The organism is Amycolatopsis sp. WAC 04197 (genome assembly GCF_003947475.1).
In the GTDB taxonomy this organism is placed as follows: domain Bacteria; phylum Actinomycetota; class Actinomycetes; order Mycobacteriales; family Pseudonocardiaceae; genus Amycolatopsis; species Amycolatopsis japonica.
On record NZ_QHJK01000005.1, the window covers coordinates 254237 to 276415 of the forward strand.

23 protein-coding genes are annotated in these 22179 nt (G+C 70.7%); 14 read left to right on the top strand and 9 right to left on the bottom strand.

Annotated features, from left to right (window positions below):
• Positions 1 to 9 precede the first annotated feature (9 nt).
• Positions 10 to 855: a DUF4097 family beta strand repeat-containing protein gene (locus tag DMC64_RS21780; RefSeq protein ID WP_125735019.1), complete on the bottom strand. Its 846-nt coding sequence runs from the start codon at positions 853 to 855 to the stop codon at positions 10 to 12.
• Between the two features lie 51 nt (positions 856 to 906).
• A complete protein-coding gene (locus DMC64_RS21785; RefSeq protein WP_199755053.1) occupies positions 907 to 1425 on the bottom strand; it encodes a toxin-antitoxin system HicB family antitoxin in 519 nt (172 codons plus the stop codon).
• Positions 1426 to 1828: 403 nt separating this feature from the next.
• Between DMC64_RS21785 and DMC64_RS21790 the strand changes: the two genes are divergently transcribed.
• Complete coding sequence (locus DMC64_RS21790; protein ID WP_125735020.1) at positions 1829 to 2398, top strand: LuxR C-terminal-related transcriptional regulator; 570 nt, start codon at positions 1829 to 1831, stop codon at positions 2396 to 2398.
• A gap of 6 nt (positions 2399 to 2404) precedes the next feature.
• On the opposite strand, the gene DMC64_RS21795 is transcribed toward DMC64_RS21790, so the two are convergent.
• On the bottom strand, positions 2405 to 3049 hold the full coding sequence (locus tag DMC64_RS21795; protein WP_125735021.1) for a LuxR C-terminal-related transcriptional regulator: 645 nt from the start codon (positions 3047 to 3049) through the stop codon (positions 2405 to 2407).
• Between the two features lie 93 nt (positions 3050 to 3142).
• Here DMC64_RS21795 and DMC64_RS21800 point away from each other — a divergent pair, with 93 nt between their 5' ends.
• The 4 genes from DMC64_RS21800 to DMC64_RS21815 all read left to right on the top strand — a co-directional run bounded on the left by DMC64_RS21800 (position 3143) and on the right by DMC64_RS21815 (position 8229).
• Positions 3143 to 5398: an NB-ARC domain-containing protein gene (locus DMC64_RS21800; RefSeq protein ID WP_125735022.1), complete on the top strand. Its 2256-nt coding sequence runs from the start codon at positions 3143 to 3145 to the stop codon at positions 5396 to 5398.
• The gene (locus tag DMC64_RS21805; RefSeq protein ID WP_125735023.1) at positions 5395 to 6042 is read left to right on the top strand and encodes a TetR/AcrR family transcriptional regulator; all 648 of its coding nucleotides are present in this window, start codon (positions 5395 to 5397) and stop codon (positions 6040 to 6042) included. Before DMC64_RS21800 ends, DMC64_RS21805 begins: the two co-directional genes overlap by 4 nt.
• A 155-nt stretch (positions 6043 to 6197) precedes the next feature.
• Positions 6198 to 6863 (top strand): response regulator transcription factor, encoded by a 666-nt coding sequence (locus tag DMC64_RS21810; protein WP_125735024.1) that lies wholly within the window; start codon positions 6198 to 6200, stop codon positions 6861 to 6863.
• 145 nt (positions 6864 to 7008) lie between these two features.
• Positions 7009 to 8229, top strand: coding sequence for a glycosyltransferase (locus tag DMC64_RS21815; RefSeq protein WP_125735025.1), 1221 nt, complete (start codon positions 7009 to 7011; stop codon positions 8227 to 8229).
• 15 nt (positions 8230 to 8244) lie between these two features.
• Here DMC64_RS21815 and DMC64_RS21820 read toward each other — a convergent pair whose 3' ends face one another.
• The gene (locus DMC64_RS21820) at positions 8245 to 9114 is read right to left on the bottom strand and encodes an NAD(P)H-binding protein (protein WP_125735026.1); all 870 of its coding nucleotides are present in this window, start codon (positions 9112 to 9114) and stop codon (positions 8245 to 8247) included.
• A 101-nt stretch (positions 9115 to 9215) separates the two neighbouring features.
• On the opposite strand from DMC64_RS21820, the gene DMC64_RS21825 reads away from it, so the two are divergent.
• A complete protein-coding gene (locus DMC64_RS21825; RefSeq protein WP_125735027.1) occupies positions 9216 to 10106 on the top strand; it encodes a LysR family transcriptional regulator in 891 nt (296 codons plus the stop codon).
• Here the strand turns inward: DMC64_RS21825 and DMC64_RS21830 are convergent.
• Positions 10094 to 10675, bottom strand: a complete 582-nt coding sequence (locus tag DMC64_RS21830) for a TetR/AcrR family transcriptional regulator (protein WP_125735028.1) — start codon at positions 10673 to 10675, stop codon at positions 10094 to 10096. The genes DMC64_RS21825 and DMC64_RS21830 overlap by 13 nt on opposite strands.
• An 81-nt stretch (positions 10676 to 10756) precedes the next feature.
• Between DMC64_RS21830 and DMC64_RS21835 the strand changes: the two genes are divergently transcribed.
• Positions 10757 to 12307 carry an MDR family MFS transporter gene (locus DMC64_RS21835; protein WP_125735029.1) on the top strand — a complete coding sequence of 517 codons (1551 nt, stop codon included), beginning with the start codon at positions 10757 to 10759 and terminating at the stop codon, positions 12305 to 12307.
• Positions 12304 to 12765: a universal stress protein gene (locus DMC64_RS21840; protein WP_125735030.1), complete on the top strand. Its 462-nt coding sequence runs from the start codon at positions 12304 to 12306 to the stop codon at positions 12763 to 12765. Before DMC64_RS21835 ends, DMC64_RS21840 begins: the two co-directional genes overlap by 4 nt.
• Here the strand turns inward: DMC64_RS21840 and DMC64_RS21845 are convergent.
• Complete coding sequence (locus DMC64_RS21845) at positions 12679 to 13647, bottom strand: DMT family transporter (protein ID WP_125735031.1); 969 nt, start codon at positions 13645 to 13647, stop codon at positions 12679 to 12681. The two genes, DMC64_RS21840 and DMC64_RS21845, sit on opposite strands and share 87 nt — an antisense overlap.
• A 72-nt stretch (positions 13648 to 13719) precedes the next feature.
• Here DMC64_RS21845 and DMC64_RS21850 point away from each other — a divergent pair, with 72 nt between their 5' ends.
• A complete protein-coding gene (locus tag DMC64_RS21850) occupies positions 13720 to 14634 on the top strand; it encodes a LysR family transcriptional regulator (RefSeq protein WP_125735032.1) in 915 nt (304 codons plus the stop codon).
• 65 nt (positions 14635 to 14699) lie between these two features.
• On the opposite strand, the gene DMC64_RS21855 is transcribed toward DMC64_RS21850, so the two are convergent.
• Both DMC64_RS21855 and DMC64_RS21860 read right to left on the bottom strand, forming a co-directional pair.
• Positions 14700 to 15869 carry a serine hydrolase gene (locus DMC64_RS21855; RefSeq protein WP_233629758.1) on the bottom strand — a complete coding sequence of 390 codons (1170 nt, stop codon included), beginning with the start codon at positions 15867 to 15869 and terminating at the stop codon, positions 14700 to 14702.
• A gap of 119 nt (positions 15870 to 15988) precedes the next feature.
• The gene (locus DMC64_RS21860) at positions 15989 to 16624 is read right to left on the bottom strand and encodes a TetR/AcrR family transcriptional regulator (RefSeq protein WP_125735033.1); all 636 of its coding nucleotides are present in this window, start codon (positions 16622 to 16624) and stop codon (positions 15989 to 15991) included.
• 79 nt (positions 16625 to 16703) lie between these two features.
• Here DMC64_RS21860 and DMC64_RS21865 point away from each other — a divergent pair, with 79 nt between their 5' ends.
• From DMC64_RS21865 to DMC64_RS21880, 4 genes are all read left to right on the top strand, one after another.
• On the top strand, positions 16704 to 17660 hold the full coding sequence (locus DMC64_RS21865; protein WP_125735034.1) for a zinc-dependent alcohol dehydrogenase family protein: 957 nt from the start codon (positions 16704 to 16706) through the stop codon (positions 17658 to 17660).
• Positions 17661 to 17743: 83 nt separating this feature from the next.
• The gene (locus tag DMC64_RS21870; protein ID WP_125735035.1) at positions 17744 to 18805 is read left to right on the top strand and encodes a hypothetical protein; all 1062 of its coding nucleotides are present in this window, start codon (positions 17744 to 17746) and stop codon (positions 18803 to 18805) included.
• A gap of 45 nt (positions 18806 to 18850) precedes the next feature.
• Positions 18851 to 20434 (top strand): NAD(P)/FAD-dependent oxidoreductase, encoded by a 1584-nt coding sequence (locus tag DMC64_RS21875; protein WP_125735036.1) that lies wholly within the window; start codon positions 18851 to 18853, stop codon positions 20432 to 20434.
• A gap of 11 nt (positions 20435 to 20445) precedes the next feature.
• The gene (locus tag DMC64_RS21880; protein ID WP_125735037.1) at positions 20446 to 21498 is read left to right on the top strand and encodes an NAD-dependent epimerase/dehydratase family protein; all 1053 of its coding nucleotides are present in this window, start codon (positions 20446 to 20448) and stop codon (positions 21496 to 21498) included.
• Here DMC64_RS21880 and DMC64_RS21885 read toward each other — a convergent pair.
• Positions 21495 to 21938 (bottom strand): SRPBCC family protein, encoded by a 444-nt coding sequence (locus tag DMC64_RS21885; protein WP_125735038.1) that lies wholly within the window; start codon positions 21936 to 21938, stop codon positions 21495 to 21497. The genes DMC64_RS21880 and DMC64_RS21885 overlap by 4 nt on opposite strands.
• A 110-nt stretch (positions 21939 to 22048) precedes the next feature.
• Between DMC64_RS21885 and DMC64_RS43530 the strand changes: the two genes are divergently transcribed.
• Complete coding sequence (locus tag DMC64_RS43530) at positions 22049 to 22171, top strand: hypothetical protein (RefSeq protein ID WP_255432678.1); 123 nt, start codon at positions 22049 to 22051, stop codon at positions 22169 to 22171.
• Positions 22172 to 22179: the final 8 nt, after the last annotated feature.

The window sequence follows — 22179 nt, forward strand, 5'->3', positions numbered from 1 at the left end:
GGATTCCCTTCAGGAACGGTGGACGATGATGTCGCCGACGGCGGTACCGGCGTGGACTTCGACCTTGTCGGTCGCGTCGCCGGGCGCGGTGGAGGCGGTCATGTCGTTGAGGACGCGGCCGAAGCCGGTGTTCACGTCGAGCCAGGCCGCACTGCCCTCGCGGATGCCGATTTCGACGTCCCCCAGCGACGTTTCGAGGGTGAGCGTGCCCCTGGCCGCGTCGAGGACACGGACGGATCCGTTGGCGGTCTTGGCTTCGACACCGCTTTCGGCCTTGTCGACGGTGATGTCGCCGTTGGCCGAGCGGAGGCGGATCGAGTCGGCGACGGTCCCGACGGTGGTGGGCCCGTTGGAGTTCTTGACCACCGCGGTGCCGTCGATCGCGCCGACCTGCACGCGGCCGGAACTCGTGCTGATGTCGGCGTTGCCGTCGGCGTGCTCGACGACGATGTTCCCGGACGCGGTGTGCAGTTTCAGCTCACCGGTACGGTCCAGCCGGATGTGCCCGGTGCCGGATTTGTAGCGGCAGGCGCCGATCCGCCCGGCCACGGTCAGGTCGCCGGGGCCGGTGCTCCCCTGCACCCGGGAGCCGGCGGGCAGTTCGATGGTCACGTCGATCGACCTCGTCCGCCTGGAGAAGTCGAGCAGGCGCATCTTCGGCGCGCGGACGGTCAAGGTGCCGCCGGAGAATTCGACGACGGTGCGCTTCGCGGCGTCGACGTCGGATTCGTTGTTCTCGTCGAGCGGGGCGACTTCGACGACCGTGTCGGTGCGGTCCCCGGCGACGATCCGGACGTTGCCGACGACCGGTTCGAGGTCCGCGAGAATGGGTTCCGGGGTGGCGAAAGAAGGCATGGTTGTCCCCTCAGAGGTGGTGTGATCGGTGTTTGTGCTGGTCCGGGAGGTCTAGCTGACCCAGCCGGTGTAACGCTGGACGCCGCGATGGCCGCCGCTCATCGGGGCGGGCGGCGTGGCCCGCTCCGTCGGCTGCAACGCCGCGGACGCGGCTCGCACGAGCCACGCGTTGACCGAACGACCCTGCGCGGCCGCCGCTTCCTCGACGCGTGTCTTGAGGTTTTCCGGGAGCCGGAAGTTGATCCGGGCCGTGGCCCCTTCCTCGTCCGGCAGTGGCGGCTCCGGCGCGACAGGTGCGGCAGGAGCGGTAGGTGCGGCCTGTTCGACCGCGGGAAGCGTGACGGCGAAGCTGGCTTCCCCGGCACGCAGCCGGACCTCGACCGAACCCGGCGCGAGGTCACGGGTGATCTCGTCCGACGCGGCGGACAACGCGTCCAGCAGCGCGAGACGAATGGCCGACGCGAGCGGCGCGGTCAGGCGTTCGGCGAGCGCGCTCGCCTCGGCTCCGCCCGCCTCGGCGGCGACGGCGAGTTCCCGGCGAACGGTGTCCACAAAGGGCGTCAAGTCCATGATGCCATCATGGCACCACGATGGCGCCACCGCAAGGGCAAGTTGGCGCCAAAATGATGCCAAAGTGGCGTCTTCGCAGGTCAAAGGCACTTTTGCCCCTTTGCCCAGTCTCGGCTGACCGGGAAAGCAGGACACGGCCGAACGCGTTGCCGGTATCGTTCACGGCGGGCGAGAATCGCCGCGAGCCGGGTGAAAAGGAAGCGACCCGCCGCCGGATGTGGGGGTCACCCGAGGCGGGCCGCTACCCGGTTCCCACCGTACAAGAGGTCCGCTCGCGTATGCGGGCAACGCTTTTTGTCCTTGCGGCCCTTGACAAAACGAAGATCCACAGTGGACGGAAGACGGACACATGCGAACAGTTCGGGTGAGCGTCTGCGCCCTGGACCCCATCACGAAGGCCGGCATGGTCGACCTTCTCGAGACACGCGCGTCCGTGGTGGTGACCGCAGGCCGGGCACGGGCCGAAACCGATGTCGTCGTCGCCGCCTTCGACCGGCTTTCGGCCGACGCGGTCACCGCGTTGCGCGCGGTCGCCGCCGAACTCGGCAAGCCGATCGTGCTGGTGACCGACCGGATCGATGAGGGCGGCCTCACGGCGGCGGTGGTGTGCAAGGTGGTCGCCATCCTGCCGCGGTCGGCGATGACCGACTCCCGCGTGGCCGACAGCGTCCGCGGCGCCGCGTCGCGCGCCGTGGATCCGCCGCGCGAGCTCCTCGGCAGGCTGGCCGACCAGGCCGAGCGGCTCCACCGGGAACCGCTCGCACCGGACGGACCGGCGGGCGCCGCGCTGTCCTCGCGGGAGATCGACGTCCTCCGCCTGATGGCGGACGGGTTCGACACCCAGGAGATCGCGACCGAACTCGCCTATTCGGAACGGACGGTGAAGAACGTCATCTACGCCGTCACCGACCGGCTGAGGTTGCGGAACCGGTCGCACGCGGTGGCCTACGCGATCCGGGAAGGGGTCATCTGAAGGCGCTCAGATGAGACCTTCGCGGAGCGCGTACGCCACGACATGGGTGCGGTTGCGCAGATTGAACCGGCTGAGCAGGCCGTGCAGGATGTTCTTCACGGTCCGGTCGGAGTAGGCCACCCTCCGGGCGATCTCGCCGGTGTCGAATCCCTCCGCGAGCAACCGGAGCACTTCGGTCTCGCGGGGCGACAACCCACTGAGCGTGAGCTCGCGCGGCTGGAGAACTTCCTTGTGCAGCCGCGAAATCCCGCGCAACAGACTGCCGAGCTGCTCGGCGGGCAGATCGCCCCGGCCGGCGTGGGCGTCGGCGACCGCGCGCAGCAACCGCGCCGGCGTCGCCTCGGAACGCGCGACGACGACGGCGAGCCCGCGCTCCACCGCGGCCCACAGCTCGGCCTGGTTGGGGTGATCGGCCACCAGCACCAGCCGGGCGGGCCCGACCGGGATGTGCCGCGGGTCGTCGCCCGCCACCGCGACGAGGACGTCGGCCTTCGCCGGGTCTTCGCGCAAGCTGATGCCGGGGCCGCCGCCGAGCGCGCTGCGCAACCCCGCCAGGACGAGCGGATCACCCGCGTGCACGGCGACCCGGATCTCCCGCCGCTCCCCGGTCCGGACGACCGGGCGGACGGGCGTCGTCATGATCGTCGACATGCCTTCCAGGTAACCGGCCGCGGAGAAGGCGGGACAAGCGGAAGCAGGGGGCAGCTTTCCGTCATCGCAAGCCTGCCGGTTGAATGGACCGCGGTGGAGGCGAACGAGACGCGGTCGGTGTTCGGCAAGCTCCTGCTCGAACACCGGCGGGCCGCGGGATGGACACAGGAGCGGCTGGCCGAGGCCTCCGGGATCAGTGTCCGCGCCCTGCGCGAGCTGGAACGCGGCCGCGCGCGGGCCGCCCAGCGACGTTCCGCCGAGGTGCTGGCCGACGCGCTCGGCCTGACCGGCCGTGACCGCGAGTTCTTCCTGACCGTCGCCGAACAGGGGCGGCGCCGGAATCCGGCGCTGGCCGCCCAGGTCGCGGCGACCTGCGCGCTGCCCGCGCCCACCGCGGATCTGTCCGGCCGAGAGAACGAGCTGGACCAGCTTTCCGCGAAAGTCGCCAAGGGCGGTGGGGTGGTCGCGATCGTCGGACAGGCCGGGGTCGGGAAGACCGCGCTCGCGGTGACCGCGGCGGATCTGTGGCGGGCGGAGTTCCCGGACGGCGGCTACGCGGTGGACCTGCGCGGGATGGACGAGGAACCGCTCAGCGCCCGGGCCGCGCTCGACCGGCTGCTGCGCGCGCTGGACGTCGCGCCGGGACAGGTGCCCGCCTCCGAAGCCGAACGGTCGGCGTTGCTGCGGATGCTGCTCGAAGGACGGAAGGTCCTGCTACTGCTGGACAACGCCGCCGACGAAGCACAGATCCGTCCGCTGCTGGTCGCCGGACCCGGCTCCCTCACCCTGATCACCTGCCGCCGCACGCTCGCCGGACTCGAAGGCGCCCGCTGGCTGGGGCTCGAACCGCTGTCGGACGACGGCGCGACCGGACTGCTCGCCAAGATCGTCGGCGCCGACCGGATCCGCGCGGAGCCCGCCGCGGCGCGCGAACTCGTCGAATTGTGCGGATTCCTGCCGCTCGCGGTCCGGATCGCGGGCAACCGGCTCGCCACCCGGCCGCAGTGGTCCCTCGCCCAGCTCGCCGACCGGCTGCGCGACGAAAGCACCCGGCTGCGCGCGCTCGCGGCGGGCGATCTGCAACTGCGCTCGGCCTTCGACCTCTCGTATCGCGCGGTCTCGGCCGAGGCACGACGGCTGTTCCGGCGGCTGGCGACCGTACCCGGCGCGGATTTCGGCCTGGAGCTCGCGATCGTCGTCTCCGGCGCGGCCCCCGCCGACGTCCGCGATCATCTCGACGAACTCGTCGACGCCAGCCTCCTGCAGACCACGGCGGAACCGGAACGGCACCAGTTCCACGACCTGATCCGCCTGTTCGCGGAGGAACGGTTCGAGGCGGAGGAAGACCCCGCCGCGCGCGACATCGTGCTCGTCCACCTGCTCGGCAAAGCGGCCGAAGCGGCCAGGTTGTTCTATCCCAAGGCATCCGACACCGGCCGGTTCGGCTCGCGGGACGAGGCCGCCCGCTGGCTGGACGTCGAAGGCGAGAACTGGGTCGCCGCGCATCGGCTGGGGGCGCGAAAGGGACGGCATCGGGAGGTCCGCGACCTCGCCATCGCGTTGCACTGGTACTCCGACGGACGGAGTGCCCAGCGGCCGTGGTGGGAGATCTTCTCGCTCGGTGCCGCCGCGGCGAGCGCGCTCGGCGACGCCCTGGCCGAGGCGAAACTGCTCAACTTCGTCGGCTGGGCCGCGAGCGTTTGTCTCGGTGACGACAAGAGTGCGGTGGCGGAGCACCGCCGCGCGCTGGACATCGCCGTCCGGATCGGCGATCAGGTCGAGCGGACGTGGGCATGCATCTATCTCGGCGGGGTGCTGCGGTCGACCGGGCAGGCCGAAGAAGCGTTCGAGTTCGCGAAGCGCGGGTACGAACTGGCGCACGAACTGCCGTTCTGGGACGGGCAGACCACGGCGCGGAACATGTACGGGCGCGCGTTGCTCAACGCCGGACGGCACACCGAGGCGCTCGCCGTGCACCGGGCCGTGCTCTCCGACGCCGAACGGCTGGCGGGCGACACGTATCCCGATTTCCATCGGCTGCTGAAGACCCTGACCCTGCGCGCCATCGGCGATGTGCTCGCCGATCTCGCCGAATGGCGGGAAGCGGCGGGCCAGTACCGCACCAGCCGGTGGCTCGCTTGGGAAGGCGGTTTCAGCGGGCTGGAAGTGCTCAGCGCGATCCGCGAGGGACGGGCCTGGCGGGAGGCCGGCGCGTTCGACGAGGCGAGGGAATGCCTGACCCTGGCGGTGGAACTCTCCCCCGGGCCGTCGTTCGCCGCGTGGCGGGAACAGGCTTCGGCCGAATTGGCGCTGCTACCCTTCGGGCCGACGGAGCGGGAGGGCCGATGACCAACGCGGACGGGCAGAGCCCGCGGGAGCGCTATCGCGACCAGGTGCGCGCGGAGATCAAACAGCACGCGTGGGAGCAGATCGCCACCGCCGGGGTCCCCGCGCTGTCGCTCAACGCGATCGCGAAACAGGTGGGCATGAGCGGTCCGGCCCTGTACCGCTACTTCGCCAGCCGCGACGACCTGATCACCGCGCTCATCCGCGACGCGTACCGGAGCCTCGCCGACACCGTCCGGGCGGCGTTCGACGGCGGTGCCGATCTGGCCGGGCTCGCCGTCACCATCCAGGACTGGGCCCGGAGCGACCCGCAGCGCTATTTCCTCATCTACGGCACACCCGTCCCCGGCTACCACGCGCCCGAAGACACCACCGCCATTTCGAGCGAGGTCATGGCCGTGCTGCTCGAAGCGTGCCGCGCGATCCCCGTGGACGGCCCGGAAACCCCGTTCGACAAGCACCTGGACGGCCACCGTGACTGGGCGGGCGACGATCCGGCCCCGTCCGCGACCCTCCACCGCGCGCTCGCGTTCTGGACCCGCCTGCACGGCGTGCTCTCGCTCGAACTCGCCGGCCATTTCACTGGAATGAAATTCGACCCCGATCTGTTGATCTCGGCCGAACTGGACGACCTCACGACCGGGTGACCGGCCGATCGCCGTCGCACTGAACCTTTCCCGCCTCTCGGGCGTCTTGCCCTGTGACGTTGCCGCGTTGACATGCAACGTTGTAACGTTATAGCTTCTAAGTACCGCAAGAGCTACTAACATCGTTATCCGGGCGCTTCGGGGGGACTTCGTTCATGATGCACGGGGAGAAGATCAGCAGGAGGACCGACCGCGTCAGAGTCGCCGTCCACGCCCCGGATCTGCTGGCCGGGCTGGGCACGACGAGCATCCTCGGCGCCGACGAGCGGCTGGACGTGCTGTCCGACGCCGACCTCGGGTCCGCCGAAGTCGTCGTGACCGTCGGCGACTCGATCGGCGACGGGGTTTTCGCCTTCCTGCGCCAGGTTCGCGCCGCGTCGTCGCTCCCGGCACCACCGAGGTGCGTGATCGTCACCGACCATTTCCCGGTCCAGGTCCTGATGACGGCCATCGAATGCGGCATGGCCGCGCTGCTGCCACGACGCGACCTCGACGGCGAGCACCTCGTGCGGACGATCCTCGCGGTCAGCCAGGGCGCGGGCGCGCTGCCGCCACGGCTGCAGGGCAGCCTGCTCTCCCAGCTCGAACGGATCCAGGAGGACCTGCTGGTCCCCAACGGGCTCGCGTTGTCCGGGCTGTCCGACCGGGAACGCGAGGTGCTCCGTCTGCTCGCCGACGGCCATGGCACGGAGGAGATCGCGGCCAAACTCGCCTATTCGGAGAGCACGGTGAAGAACGTCCTCCACCGCGTGATGTCGCGGTACGGCCTGCACAACCGCACGCACGCCGTCGCCTTCGCGCTGCGCACGGGCTCGATCTGAAGAAGGCGTCCAGAGTGGACTAACAAGGCGAACATTTCCCCGCCCCCTTCAACTTATAGCGGACATGGGGGCTTGCGGCAAGGCCCCGGTCATCCCCCAGAATTGCCCGCCGAAGGCCGATGGCTGTGGAAATGGGAGTCGCGAAGTGCGTGTTTTGCTGACGACGTGGGGGTCACGCGGGGATGTCGAACCCTTGGTGGCGCTCGCGGTCGAAGTACGGAAACTCGGTGCGGAGGCGCTGGTGTGCGCGCCGCCGGACGAGGAATTCGTGAAATTGCTGGAGCAGGCCGGTGTGCCTTCGGTGCCGCTCGGCCCGACGGTGCATTCGGTGGTCGCCGGACCGAAACCGCCGACGGGGGAAGACGCGTTGAAGCTCGCCCCGGCGCTGGTGGCCGCCCGGTTCGAAACGCTTTCCGCCGCGGCGGAAGAAGGGGGGTGCGACGCGATCCTCGCGACCGGTCTGCTGCCCGCCGGCGCGCGGGACGTCGCGGAGAAACTCGGAATTCCTTACGTGTACGCGTGTTTCCACACCTTCGGGCTGCCGTCGCGGCATTTCGCCCCGGGGGTGCGGCCGGGCACGCCGTCGCCGGAGGGCGAGACCGACAACCGGGTGCTGTGGCGGCAGGACGCCGAACGCGTCGACGCCTTGTACGGCGGGGCGCTCAACAGCCACCGGGCGGCGATCGGGCTGCCGCCGGTGGACAACGTCCGCGATCACGTCTTCACCGGCTCGCCGTGGCTGGCGGCGGACCCGGTTCTGTGCCCGTCGGAAGGGATGACGGATCTCGATCTCGTCCCGACGGGAGCGTGGATCCGGCCCGACGATCGCCCGCTCCCGGCCGATCTGGAGGAATTCCTTCAGGCCGGCGAGCCACCGGTGTACGTGGGCTTCGGCAGCATGGCCGCCTACGCGCCGAAGGACATCGCCCGGGTCGCCATCGAGTCCGCCCGCGGACTGGGACGGCGGATCCTGCTCGCCCGCGGCTGGGCGGGTCTGGCTTCGATCGACGACGCCGACGACTGTTTCGTCGTCGGCGAGGTCAATCAGCAGGCGCTGTTCCGCCGGGTGGCCGCCGTCGTGCACCACGGTGGCGCGGGCACCACGACGACGGCCTCCCGGGCGGGCGCGCCCCAGGTGGTCGTCCCCCGGATCGCGGACCAGCCGTTCTGGGCCGGGCGGGTGGCGGAACTCGGAATCGGTGTGGCACACCAGGATCCGCTGCCGACCGTCGAATCCCTGACCGCCGCGCTCACCACGGCCCTCTCCCCCGCGACCGGCGCGCGGGCGAAGGCCGTGGCGGACACGATCCGGACCGACGGGGCGGCGGTGGCCGCGAAAATGCTCGTGAGTGCCAAGGACGGTTAGAACCGTCATTACCAATCACGAGGCTTTGAGTACCTCCTCGCACCACTGACGGAAGGTGGTCGGCGTGGTGGCCTCCGGGGTTCGCGGTTCGGCGTTGTCGATCCCCGCCTCCTTCGCGGCCATCATGTCGACCATTCCCTGTGCCATCGCCTCGGACCAGCCGTGTTCTAGCTGCGTCGCGCGGAAGGCGTCCATGGGCACCCGCTGATAGCGAACCGGGCGCCCGAGGACGTCGGACATGATCTCCGCGAGATCGTTCTGGGACAGGTCTTCCGGGCCCAGGACCGGAACGTCGGCGACACCCTGCCACGACCGGTCGAGCAGCCATCCGGCCGCCACGTCGGCGATGTCGCGGGTGGCGCAGGTCGGCGCTTTGAGGTCGCCGGAAAGCGGGCCGAAGAAGACACCGTCCTCGCCGATCGATCCGGCCTGCCACAGGATGTTGTCCATGAACGTGGGCATCGTCAGCGCGCGGTAGGCCACGCCCGTGCCCGCGATCAGGTCGTCCATGGCGTGCGAGGCCGACAGGTATCCGGTGTTCTCCGCGAAGCCGCGGCCGAGCGCCGAGATGCCGACGACCCGTGACACGCCGTGCTTCCCGATGGCCGCGCAAGCCGGCCGGGTGAAGTCCAGATAGGCGGCTTCGAGGCTTTCGGCACGGCGATCCGCGGCGACCAGCCAGAAAACGGTGTCGGCGCCGGCGAAGGCTTCGTCGACGACAGCGGCGTCGCTGTGCGAGCCCTTGACGACCTCGACGCGCTCGCGGACGTGGTCGGGCAGCCGGGCGGGATCGCGGGCGATCACGCGGATCGGTTCGCCACTTTCGAGAAGGGTGCCGAGCACCCGGCTGCCGATCTGTCCGGTCGGCGCGGTGACGACGATCATGAAGACTCCGAGGTGATAGGGGATTTTCGACATCACCCAGTCAAGCCACGACGGCCGTCGAGCTGAAGGATCACCTCGGTCGCCATTGATACCCTGGGGATATGAGTGACCTGGAGACGCGGCAGCTCAAGTACTTCGTCGCGGTCGCGGAGGAGCTGCATTTCGGCCGGGCCGCCGAGCGGCTTTCGATGGCGCAGCCGCCGCTGTCCAGGGCGATCCGGGACCTCGAACGACGACTGGACGTCCGGCTGCTCGAACGCACCACCCGACAGGTCACGTTGACGAGCGCGGGCGAGGTCTTCCTGCGGGACGCGAGGACCGCGCTCGAAGCGGTCGCCGCGGCGGAGCGGCGGGCACGGCAGGCGGGCCGCCCCGATCCCCGGCTGCGCCTGGCGTTGAAGGCCGACCACGACGCCGGCTTGCTGCCGAAGATCATCGAGGCCTACGAAGCCGAAGAAGGCGCCCTGCCGATCGAGCTGGTCCTCGGCGGCCGGGGCGAACAACCGTCGCAACTGCGTGACGGGCGGGCGGACGTGGCGCTCGTGCCGTCCCCGTTCGACGCGCGCCGCCTGGACTTCGAGCCGCTGCTGACCGAACCCCGGCTCGTGGCGCTGGCGGCGAACGATCCGCTGGCGGCCCGGTCGCGGCTGACCCTCGCGGATCTCGAAGGCCGGCTCCTCCCCGACGGCGCCCCAGCCGGCCAGGGTGCCTCCGCCGAGCCGCCCACCAGCGCCGCACCCCACGGTCCCGTCTCGGATCTCACGCAGATCTTCAAACTGGTCGAACTCGGCGCCATCGTCTGCTTCTTGCCGGTCTCGGTGGCGGATCGCTACCGGCGGGCGGGCATCACGTACCTGCCCGTCGACGATCTGGAGCCCACGACGCTCGCCGTGATGTGGCCGCAGGACTCCCGCTCACCGGCCGTCGCCGCCTTCGTCCGCGCGGCCACCACGGTGGTGACGACCGCGTACGCCCTCGGTCAGCGCAGCTGAACGCGGCCCAGCAACCGGTCGACGACCTCGGGCAGGGGCTGTTCCTCGGAGCCTTCCAGCCACAGCACGTTCCCCGTCCGCAACGTGGCGAGGAAGGTCGCCGCGGTGAGCCTGGCCAGCTCCTGGTCGAGGCCGTGGCCCCTGGCCAGCAACACCGCGATCAGGTCGCGTTCGAGGGCGAACTGATCGCCCGCCTGCCGCGCGAGCAGTGACGGATGCCGCCGCAGCAGCCGCAGCTGCGCCACCCATTCGCGGTCGGGCACGGGATGCGCGCGGTACAGCTCCCGGCACGCCGCACGCAGCGCCTGCCAGGGTATTTCGCCGAGCGGCCTGCCCTCGACCAGCGACACCAGCAGCCCGGTGCGTTCGCGGTCGGCGTGCAGGATCGCGTCCTCTTTGTTCGCGAAGTAGTTCGAGAAGGTCCGCCGAGACACGCCCACCGCGTCGGCGATGTCCTCGACGGTCACACCGTCGAGACCGTGCTCCATCGCCAGCCGGAGCGCGGCCTCGTGCAGTGATTGCCGCGTCGCCGCCTTCTTGCGGGTGCGGAGCGTGTCGAGGGTGTCCACCAGGACAGCGTAGCGACGGGAATAAAGTTCCCACTGTGCAAGTTTGCACAATGAGCAACAACCGCCGCTCGAAAGGACGCCATGAAGACCGAGGCACCGTCAGGGGCGATGGGACACCGGCAGGTGCTCGAATCGCTGTCCGGCCTGCTGCTCGCGCTGCTCGTGGCGATGATCAGCTCGACGGTCGTGTCGACCGCCCTGCCGCTGATCATCGGCTCGCTGAACGGCACGCAGACGCAGTACACGTGGGTGGTCACGGCCACCCTGCTGGCGGCGACGGCCACCACACCCATCTGGGGCAAACTCGCCGACCTGTTCAACAAGAAGACGCTGGTGCAGATCGCGATCGTGATCTTCGTGATCGGCTCGACGATCAGCGGGTTCAGCCAGAACACCGGACAGCTGATCGCCGCCCGCGCGTTCCAGGGCATCGGCGTCGGCGGCCTGCAGGCGTTGGTCCAGGTCGTGATCGCGGCGATCATCCCGCCGCGTGAACGCGGCCGCTACAACGGTTACCTCGGCGCGGTCATGGCGGTCGCCACGGTCGGCGGGCCGCTGCTCGGCGGCCTGATCGTGGACGTGCCGTGGCTCGGCTGGCGCTGGTGCTTCTTCGTCGGCGTGCCGATCGCGGTGGCGGCGTTCATCGTGCTGCAGCGGACCCTGAAGCTGGAGACCGTGCGCCGGGAGGACGTCCAGGTCGACTACCTCGGCGCCGGGCTCATCGCGGCGGGCGTGAGTGTGCTGCTGATCTGGGTCTCGTTCGTGGGCAACGGCTTCGACTGGCTGTCCTGGCAGACGGCCGTCATGGTGGCGGGCGGCGTCGTGCTCCTCGTCCTCGCCGTGCTGGTGGAACGCAAGGTCCGCGAACCCGTCGTCCCGCTGCACATCATCACCCAGCGCACCCCGGCACTGGCGATCGTCGCGAGCCTCGCGGTCGGGATGGCGATGTTCGGCGGCGCGGTGTTCCTCGGCCAGTACTTCCAGATCGGCCGCGGCTACTCCCCCACCGAAGCCGGTCTGCTGACCATCCCGCTGATGGGCGGCGTGCTCGTCTCCTCGACCGTGTCCGGACGCCTGATCAGCCGCACCGGACGGATGAAGCCGTACATCGTGGCGGGCACGATCACCCTCGTGATCGGCTTCCTCGGGCTGGGCACCGTCGACCACGCCTCGCCGCTGTGGCTGGTGGGTGTCGCGATGGCGGTGGTCGGCATCGGGGTCGGCATGACGATGCAGAACCTCGTCCTCGCCGTGCAGAACACCGTGCCGCTGCGGGATCTGGGCGCGGCCAGCGCGTCGGTCACGTTCTTCCGGTCGCTCGGCGGCACCATCGGCGTCTCGGTGCTGGGCGCGGTCCTCGCGAACCGGGTCACCGCCGACCTGTCCACCGCGCTGCACGTGCCGGCGGGGAGTGCGTCGACGGGCGGCGTCAGCGCGCTGAACCTCAAGGCGCTGCCGCCGGAGGTCCAGACGATCGTGCACACCGTGTACGGCGACGCGACCGCGCACATCTTCCTGATCTCCGCGGCGGTGGGCGTCGTGGGGGTGATCGCGGCACTGCTGCTCAAGCCGCTCACCCTGCGCACCACGCTCGACGTGGAGACGGAGCCGGAAGTCCCGGTCGCGCGATGAACGGCGCCTTCGAGTCCACTGTGGAGCGTTTCGGCCCGCCCCGGCACCACACGGGGCGGGCCATCCTGGCCGGGGTCGACGGCTCCGACACGGCGATGCGGGCGGCCGCCTTCGCATTCGGCATGGCCCGGCGCGAGGGCGGCAGGCTGATCGTCGCCTTCGTCTGCCGTCCGGCGCTCGGCCCCGCGGTCGCGGCGACGGTGGAACTCGACACGGCGACGCGGCTCCACGAAGAGATCCGCGAGCAGATCCGCGCGGCGGCCGAAGAGCTGGAAGTGCCGGTCAGCTTCCTGAGGACCTTCGGCGATCCGTACACCGCGCTGCGCGACACCGCCGACCGCTGCCTGGTCGACACCGTCGTGGTCGGCGCCTCACAGCAGGCCGGTCACCGGTTCGCGGGTTCGGTCGCGACCAAGCTCATCCGGACCGGGCACTGGCCGGTCCTGGTCGTTCCCTGACGACCGGCCGCCGAGGAACGACACGGCCCCCACCGCCGCGACGACGAGCGCACAGCCCGCCAGTTGCGGCGGTGTCGGCCATTGGCCGAGCAGAGCGGCCCCGAACAGGATCGCGGCGGCGGGTTGCAGCATCAGCACGGCGGACCCGCCGCTCGCGGGCAGGGCGGACAGCGCGCGCCCGATCAGGAGCCAGCCGAGCACCTGCCCGGTCACGGCCAGCACGAACAGCCACAGCAACGCCGAAACGGGCGGCGTGACGTCGAGATTCCCGGCGAACAGCCCCGAAAGACCGCCCACGCTCGCCGACGCCGCGGTCGCGGTGGCGAGCATCGTCGTGCGGCCGCCGCCGTCGGTTCCGGCGCGGCGCAACAGGATCAGGTATCCGGCGTAGGCCACGCCCGCCAGCACCGCCATGACGGTGCCGTACCAGGGGTCGCTGCCCGCGGCACCGCCGTCCGCCAGTCCCCCGGCCAGCGCCGTCCCCGCCAGCATCACCGGGATGGACAACCAGAACGCCCGCGGCGGTCGTTCGCCGAACCACAGCAATCCGGCCAGCGGGACGAGGACCACCTGGACGTTCACCAGCGCCGTGGCGACGCCTGCGCCGACGGAGAGGATCGCCTCGCTCCAGAGCACCATGTCGATCCCGAGCAGGACACCGGCCAGCACATGCCGGCGTCGCGCGGCCGGGGTCGGTCGCTGCCCTCGCTCACGGGACCGCGCCAGGATCACCAGGATCGGCAACGCGAACAGGCAGCGGAAGAACGTCGCCGTCGTCGAGCTGACACCGGACAGCGCGACGAGCGGGGCGGACAGGGCGATCGCGAGGGCTCCGAGCACTCCTTGCACCCGTGGATCGATGAGGATTCGGTTGTGCCGCATGTCTTCGATTCGATCGCACGACGACCGCGAGGACCAGCGAGATCCTCTTATCCCGAGGGTTAAGCTCGGCTAATGAATGGCGATCTGTCCAATGTGGAACGGCTGCGGATGCTGCACGCGGTGTGGCGGCGGGGATCGCTCGCCGCGGCGGCCGAGCTGCTGCACGTGACGCCGTCGGCGATCTCCCAGCAGCTGACCAAACTGGAACGGGAGGCGGGCACCGGGCTGCTCGTGCGGCACGGGCGTGGCGTGCGGCTCACTCCGGCGGGGCTGCTGCTGGCGCAGCGCTCGGACCGGGTGCTCGCCGAACTCCGCGCCGCCCGCGCCGACCTGGACTCCTTGACCGGGGAGACGACCGGCGTCGTCGAGATCGGCGCGATCCCCTCGGGCGTGCACACGTTCATCACGCCCGCGCTCACCGGGCTCGCCGTCCGTCATCCCGGTATCGAGGCGCGGCTGCACGAGGTCGAACCCGAAGTGGCTCTTCCGGCGCTTGCCGACGGCGTCTTCGACGTCGTGGTCGTCGAAAGCTGGGAGAACCTGCCGCTCACCCGGCCGCCCGCCACCCGCTGGACCGAACTGCGCGACGACTCGGCGATGATCGTGCTGCCGGCCGGACATCCGCTGGCCGGGGCGGATTCGGTGCGCGCCGAGGAGCTCGCGGAGGAGATCTGGGTCGCGTGGGCGCGCCCGACCCTGGCGAACGCCTGGATCCGCCAGACCCTGCGCGAACGCGGGATCGAGCCGATCGTGCGGCATACGGTCAGTGGTTTCGGTACGCAGTTCGCCGTCGTCGCCGGGCTGGGCGCGGTCACACTGGTGCCGGGTATGGCCACCACGATCGCGCCGCCGACCGTGGTGTGCGCCCCGCTCGAACCGGCCCTGCACCGGCAGCTGTACGCCGTGCAGCCGCAAGGGGAAACGCGGCCCGCCGTCGCGGAATGCGTCGAGGCGCTGGTGGAGGCCGCGAGATCTTGGGGCTCGTGAGTGGTGGGGCGAAGGCTCCCTTCGCTGCGTCTAATGCGGCGAAAGGAGCCTTCACCCCCGGCCACTCACGAGGCGGATCGGGCGCGGCCGCAGAGGGCGTGGTCGATCACCGGCTCGACCGGATGCACCTCCGGCAGTGGCGCACCGGGGAGGTACGGCGTGAGGGTGTTCAGCGAGACCATCACGCTGCGCTTGCCGTCCTCGGTCACACCGTTCCCCGTCTGGTAGCCGGGCAGCGAGCCGCCGTGACCCCAGTAGACGCCGCAGGAGCTGATCGTCTTCTGGAGGCCGAGACCGTACTCGCCGAGCCCCGGCGCGGGCACGGTCTTCTTCATTTCGGCCAGCAGCGCGGGTTTGAGCACCTTGCCGCCCAGCAGCGCCCGCAGGAACTTGTTGCCGTCCTCGGTGGTGCTGTTGATCGAACCGTCCGCTCCCCCGCCCATCGACGGGTTCATCAGCGTCACGTCCACCCGCCGTCCGAGCAGCGGCGGGTTCGAACCCTCGACGACGAACCGGTCGTAGCCGCGCGCGTGCGGCGCGGGGATGAACGGCGACGTATGGGGCAGGGTGGTCTCGCGCAGGTCCAGCGGGCGGACGATCCGGTCGATGATCGCCCTCCGCCAGTCTTGGCCGGTCACCTTCTCGGTCACCAGCCCGGCGAGCACGTAGTTGGTGTTGGAGTAGCCCCAGCTGGTCCCCGGCGCGAACTCCGGCGGCTTGCCGACCGCCAGTTTCACCGCCTCCGTCGCGCTGAGCTCGTCGAACCGGTGACGCAGGAAGCCCTTCTCGGTGAAGAGGTCGAGTTCCGCCATGTAGTCGTGCAGGCCGCTGGTGTGCTGCAGCAACTGCCGGATGGTGATGGCCTTGCCGTCGTTGCCGTTCCCGCTCACCACCCCCGGCAGCCACCGGTCCACGGTGTCCTCCAGGGAAAGCCGTCCCTCACCGACGAGCTGGAGCATCGTCGCGGACAGGAAGGTCTTGCTGAAACTGGCGATCCGGAAGTGGCCGTTCCACGGCATCGGGGTCCTGGTCCGCAGATCGCCGTGACCGCTGCGCACCTTGAGGCTTCCCCTGTCCGTGCTCACCTTCATGAGCACGCCGGGTGAACCGTTCGCCACGAGCGTGTCGGCGTCGCGCTGCAGTGTCCGGTGCAGGGGTGGCGCCGCGGACGCGACGGCCGGGGAAACGAGCGTTGCCGCGCAGAGTACGGCGATGACCACTGAAGTTCGTTTCATACCGGCAAAACTACGAAGCGGCAGGCTCACCGGACATCGGCTTTGAGGACGATGTCCACCTCCCTCCCTGGTACTAAGGGAGCACAGGGATCTTCTCAGGGTCGCCCGCCGGAGATGATTCAGCGCGTCAGGCTCGGCAACACGAGGGCGAGCCGCGCCACCGGCGGCAGCGGCGACGGCTCCGGCACGGCCCGGAAGGCCTGGATCACGAGCGCGGCGAACCGCCGGGACGCCGCGACCTGCGCGGCCGCCGAAGCGGCCTGGATCCCGTTGTTGGCCATGAGCATGAGGATCAGGTCGTCGAGGACGAAGTCGGGCCGCAGTCTTCCGGCGTCCTTGGCCCGGGCTGCCAGCTCGGCGATCGCCTTGAGCGCGTGGTCGCGGGCCGCGGTGAAATCCATCGCCTTGGGGAAGGCCGAGACGAAGGCGGCCGTGAAACCCCGGTCGCGCGAGTGCAGCTCGCAGATCTTCTCGATCACGGAACAGAAGCCACGCCACGGATCCGGGTCGGCCAGCCCGTCGTCCACGACGATCTGACAGGCGCGCATCTGGTCGGCGAAGGCCTCCGTCGCCAGGATCTCCTTGGTCGGGAAATGGCGGTACAGCGTGGCGGGGCCGACTTCGGCGCGGCGCGCGACCTCCCTCAGCGGCACGTTCAGGCCTTCGGTGGCGAACAGCGCGCGAGCGGCTTCGAGGATGCGTTCGCGGTTGTCCAGGGCGTCGGAGCGCGGGATCCGAGGCAAACGATCGGTCACCACTCTCACTTTAGCCAAAACGGACGGGGGCGTCCGTTAACGTCCGCCGCGGCAGTGATCGACGACCAGGAGACGAAAAATGCGCGCAGTCGAGATCCGGACGTTCGGTGCCCCCGAGGGCCTCGCCGTGATCGACCTCCCCTCCCCCGTGCCCGCCGAGGGGGAAGTGCTGATCGGCGTGGAAGCGATCGGCGTCGGCGGCGTCGACACCGTGATCCGGAGCGGTGCCCTCGCCGGTTTCGGTTTCCGGGAAGGACACATCCCCGGCAACGAGGTCGCGGGCACAGTCACGGCGGTCGGCGACGGCGTCGATCCGAGCTGGGCCGGGCGGCGCGTCTGGGCGTTCACCGGTGAAAGCGGCGGTTACGTCGAACAGGTCGCCATCCCGGCCGACAAGGTCGTGCCCCTGCCGGAGAACCTGCCCGCCGCCGACGCGGTGGCGCTCGGCACCTCCGGCATGGTGGCCCGTTTCGCGCTCGCCCACGCCCCTTTCGCGGCGGGCGAATCGGTGCTGGTGCGCGGGGCGGCGGGCAGCATCGGGATCATGGCCGTGCAGCTCGCTGCTCGCGGTGGCGCGAGCGCCGTGGCGGTGACGACGTCCTCGGCCGAACGCGGCGACCGCCTGCGCGAACTGGGCGCGACCCACGTCCTCGACCGTTCCGGCGCGGGCGACGGCCCGGCGGGTTACGACGTGATCATCGACATCGTGTCCGGTGTGGACATGCCGTCCTTCTTCGACAGGCTGAATCCGAACGGCCGCCTGGTCGCCGTCGGCGTGGTCGCGGGAATGCCGCCGTCGGACTTCGGCGCGAAACTGCTGGCGTCGTTCCGGAAGTCCTTGTCGTTCGCCGCCTTCAGCGCGGACTCGATCCCCGAGCCGGATCGGCGCGCGGCGAGCGCGGACCAGTTCGCCGCGGCGGCGCGCGGTGAACTGCGCGCCATTGTGCACGAGCTGCTACCACTGGAGAAAGCCGTTCTGGCGCACCGGAAGATGGACGACGGCGAGGTGTTCGGCAGGATCGTGCTGACTCCGTAGCCAGGTCCATTGTGGAGCGCCCTTGTCACCCGGTCAGTGCAAGTTTCCCCATGGCGTGCGCTCTCGCACTAGGCTGCCCACTCGTGCCCGATCCGATGCCCGAGGGACCCGGCTTCACGGCGGTCGATCTGCGGCCGCTCTCAGAAGGCGAGGGCACCGGCGCGTACTGCGTGAACGACGCGGGGACGATCGTGGGCGAGTCGGGTTCGTGGCCGGTGTGGTGGGACGGCGACGGTGCCCCCACGCCTTTTCCGATCCTCGACGGCTGTTCCGGTGGCCGCGCCATCAGCATCAACGCCGCGGGACTCGTGGTGGGCTCGCTCTATGTCGGCGAGCACCTCCGGCCGGTGTACTGGCGGCCCGACGGCCGGGTGTTCGCGCTCGAACTCCCCGACGGCGCGGTCTCCGGTACGGCGTGCCGGGTGAACGCACGCGGATCGGTGCTGGGCAACGTGATGTGGCCGGGCTATCGCTGGCGGGCGCTTCGCTGGGAGCCCGGCGGCGAGGCCGTCGAACTCGACGCCCTTCCCGGCGACGGCGAGACACAAGGCCACGACCTGAACGGGTTGGACGAGGTCGTCGGCTCGGCCAAGAACGGCACGGGCACCCGGACCGCGGTGCGCTGGACGGCCGAGGGGAAGATCAGCAAACTGCCCCCGCCGCGCCGCGCGACGGCGTGCGGGATCACCGACTCCGGCGCCATCCTCGGCGACGGTGTCGTGTGGAACCGCGACGGCGGCACGGTCCTGCTGACCGGTGACCCGGAGTTCTCCGCGGGGCAGCTCGTCCGGATCACCGGGCGCGGTGTCGCGATCGGCTGGGGCGTGACCGCAGACCGGCGCGGCACCTGCGCGCGCTGGGATCCCGACGGACGCCCCACCGTGCTCCGGCCCTTGCCGTCGGACGACGCCACCACGTGTTTCGACATCGACGAGGCCGGGACGGTCGTCGGCGAATCCGCCGGCCAGGGCACGGTGCGGCCGGTCCGCTGGGACGCGGACGCGACACCGCACCCGCTTCCGTCGCCTGCCGGGCTCACGGCGATCGTGGCCCAGCACATCAACGCGAGCGGGACCGTCATCATCGGCTACGGCTTCGCCGCGGGCAGCTCCACTTATCGCGGGATCGCCTGGTTCCGTTCGTGAACATCCGAAGGGATTGAATCCGCGCGTCCGGGGTATGCCCTGATCATGGAAGTCGACGCCGTCGTGGTCGGGTCGGGGCCGAACGGGCTGGTCGCGGCCAACCTGCTGGCCGACGCGGGCTGGGAGACGCTGGTCATCGAGGCGACGCCGAAGCCCGGCGGCGCGGTGCGGACCGAAGAACTCACCGCGCCGGGTTTCCGGAACGACGTCTACAGCGCCTTCTACCCGCTCGGAGCGGCGTCACCGGTGCTCGCCGGGCTGGGCCTGGAGGAGCACGGCCTGCGCTGGCGGCACGCCCCGGCGGTGCTGGCGCATGTGCTGCCCGACGACCGGTACGTCCTGCAGTCCCGTGACCTCGAACGCACCGCGCGTTCCGTCGCCGAGTTCGACGAACGGGACGCGGACAACCTGCGGGCCGAACACGCGAGCTGGCGGCGTCTGCGCGAGCCGCTGCTGGACGCGATCGTGCGCCCCTTTCCACCGGTCCGGTCGGGAGCGCGGCTGTTCAAGACGCTCGGCACCGCGGAGTCGCTCCGGCTGGCGAGGATGCTGACGCTGACCGCTCGCGGGCTCGGCAAGGAGAAATTCGACGGTGCGGGCGCCCGGCTGCTGCTCGCGGGCAACGCGATGCACACCGATCTCGGCCCGGACCAGGCCGGGAGCGGTGTCTTCGGCTGGCTGCTGACCATGCTCGGCCAGGACGTCGGGTTCCCGGTCCCGGAGGGCGGGGCCGGACGGCTGACCGACGCGCTGGTGAACCGCCTGACCGCCAAGGGCGGCGAGATCGTCTGCGGTACGCCGGTCACCGAAGTGACGCTCTCGGGCGGCCGGGCGGTGGGTGTCCGTGACGCGGACGGGCGGACGGTTCGTGCCCGCCGGGCCGTACTCGCCGACGTCCCCGCTCCGGTGCTGTACCGGGATCTCGTCGGTGCCGAGCATCTGCCCGCACGGCTGGTGTCCGATCTGGACCGGTTCGTCTGGGACGACGCCACGATCAAGGTGGACTGGGCGTTGTCCTCACCCATCCCGTGGAGCGCCGCCGAAGTCGGGCAGGCGGGGACCGTCCACATCGGAGCGGATCTCGACGGGCTCGCCGGCATCGCCAACGATCTCGCCTGCGGACGGGTGCCCCACGACCCCTTCCTGCTGCTCGGGCAGATGACCACCGCCGACCCGACCCGCTCCCCGGCCGGAACCGAATCGGCCTGGGCCTACACCCATGTGCCGAGGGGCGAATCCTGGCCGGATTCCCGGTTGCGGCGCCATGCCGACCGGATGGAAGAGGTCATCGAGAGGCACGCGCCCGGCTTCCGCGACCTGATCGCCGGCCGCGCGATCGCCGGGCCCGCCCAACTGCAGAAGGGAAACCACAGCCTCGTGGAAGGCTCGATCAACGCCGGGACCGCGGCGATCCAGCAACAGCTCTTCTTCCGGCCAGTCCCCGGTCTCGGCCGGGCCGACACCCCGATCGACCGGCTCTTCCTGGCCTCCGCGTCGGCGCATCCCGGCGGGGCGGTGCACGGCGCGCCCGGGTCGAACGCCGCCAGGGCCGCCCTCGCCAGGGACGGCTGGGCCGGTTCCGTCTACCGGGCGACGGTGCGTGCCGCGCACCGCGCCGTCTACCGATGAGGACACCGCGGATGAAGATCGTCGTCACCGGCGCCAGCGGGAACATCGGGACCGCCTTGCTCCGGGCTCTGGAAGGCCATGAAGTGGTCGGGGTGGCACGCCACCGGCCCGATACGACCGCCGCGCCCTATTCGTCGGCCCGCTGGGTCCTTCAGGACGTCGGCGCGAACGACGCTTGGGAGGAACTGACCGGGATCTTCCGCGGCGCGGACGCGGTGGTGCATCTCGCCTGGGCGATCCACCCGCGCGCGGACGATCCGGCGATGCGCCGCACCAACGTCGCGGGCAGCGCGAACGTCCTGCGCGCGGCCGCCGACGCCGGCGTGGAGCACATCGTGTGCGCGTCCTCGGTCGCCGCCTACACCCCGGCCGCCCGCTGGCGCGAGGTTGACGAGGAGTGGCCCTGTGGCGGGCTAGCCGAAAGTGCCTACAGCGCGGGAAAAGCGGCTTTCGAGACGCAGCTGGACGAGTTCTGCCGTCGTTATCCGGACATCGGGGTGGCACGGATCCGCCCGTGCGGCGTCGTGCAGCCGGACGCGGCGGCCGAGTTCTCCGGATGGCTGCTCAGCCCGCTGGCGCCGCCGTTGCCGCTCGGCGGCGACTGGCTGCCGGTGCCCTTGTGGCCGGGGCTGCGGATGCAGGTGGTGCACTCCGACGATGTGGCGGAAGCGATCCGGGCGATCCTCGACCGCCGCGCGACCGGGGCGTTCAACCTCGCCGGTGAGCCGGTGCTGAAAAGCCGCGATCTGGCCAAGCTGGCAGGCGGGCTCAGGATTCCCGTACCGCTGAAGTTGCTGACCACACTGGCCTGGCCGAGCTGGCGGCTGGGGCTGCAACCCCTGCACCCGTCCTGGTTGCGCCTGGCCGACCGGGCGTCCCTTGTGGACACTCGACGCGCACGGGAGGAACTCGGCTGGCGGCCGCGGCACGGCCCGGCGGCCACGATCACCGAACTCCTCGCCGCCATCCGCGCCGGGCGCCGCGGTGACAGCCGCCCCCTCGCCCCGCCGCGGGACCGGATCCGGTTCGGTCGGCCGAGCCACCAGGACCAGTCCGCCGGCTAAACCGCGGCACGCCCCTTCGCGAGATCCGCGAGACGCCGTAAGGATTCCCGGTTCCGAGGCACCAGGAAGAGCGCCTGCGCCACCTCCGGCAACACCCGGCCCGGCCCGCGGGTCGCCTGCTCGGACATCAGGATCTCCGTGGTCCCCGGCTCGGTTTCCCGCAGTTCCAACCGGATCCGGGCGGTGCCGAACGGCCAGGCTCGCGCCTCGAGTTCGAGCAGCCGCGGCGGGTCGACGACGTGCACCTTGGTGACGTCGTCGAGCAGGACGGGCCAAGACCCCACGCAGTGATGGATCCGCGTTCCCCGCGCCGGCCAGCCCTTGTCCACGTCACGGATATGGGAGGCGCCCACCACCCAGGCCGCGTAGGTCCACCCGTCGGCGAGCACCTCGAACACGCGCTCGGGAGAAGTGTCTACCGTCATCTTCACGTCGACCATGAACCATCCCGCCCTGATACCGGTCCGCCTTGCCTAACCCGGGGCGAATACCCTGCGGAGGCAGGGGCAAACCCGTAAGCGCTCAGCCCACTCTGTCCAGCACCGCTCGCGTGTACCCGGCGGTGTCGGGGTTCGCCGCCGGAGCGAGCGCGTCGATGTGCTCCTTCACGTCGCACGCGTACTCGACGACGCTCGGTCTCCCGATCGTGCTGGTGCTCGGCCTCGTCGTCTGACGGCGCGA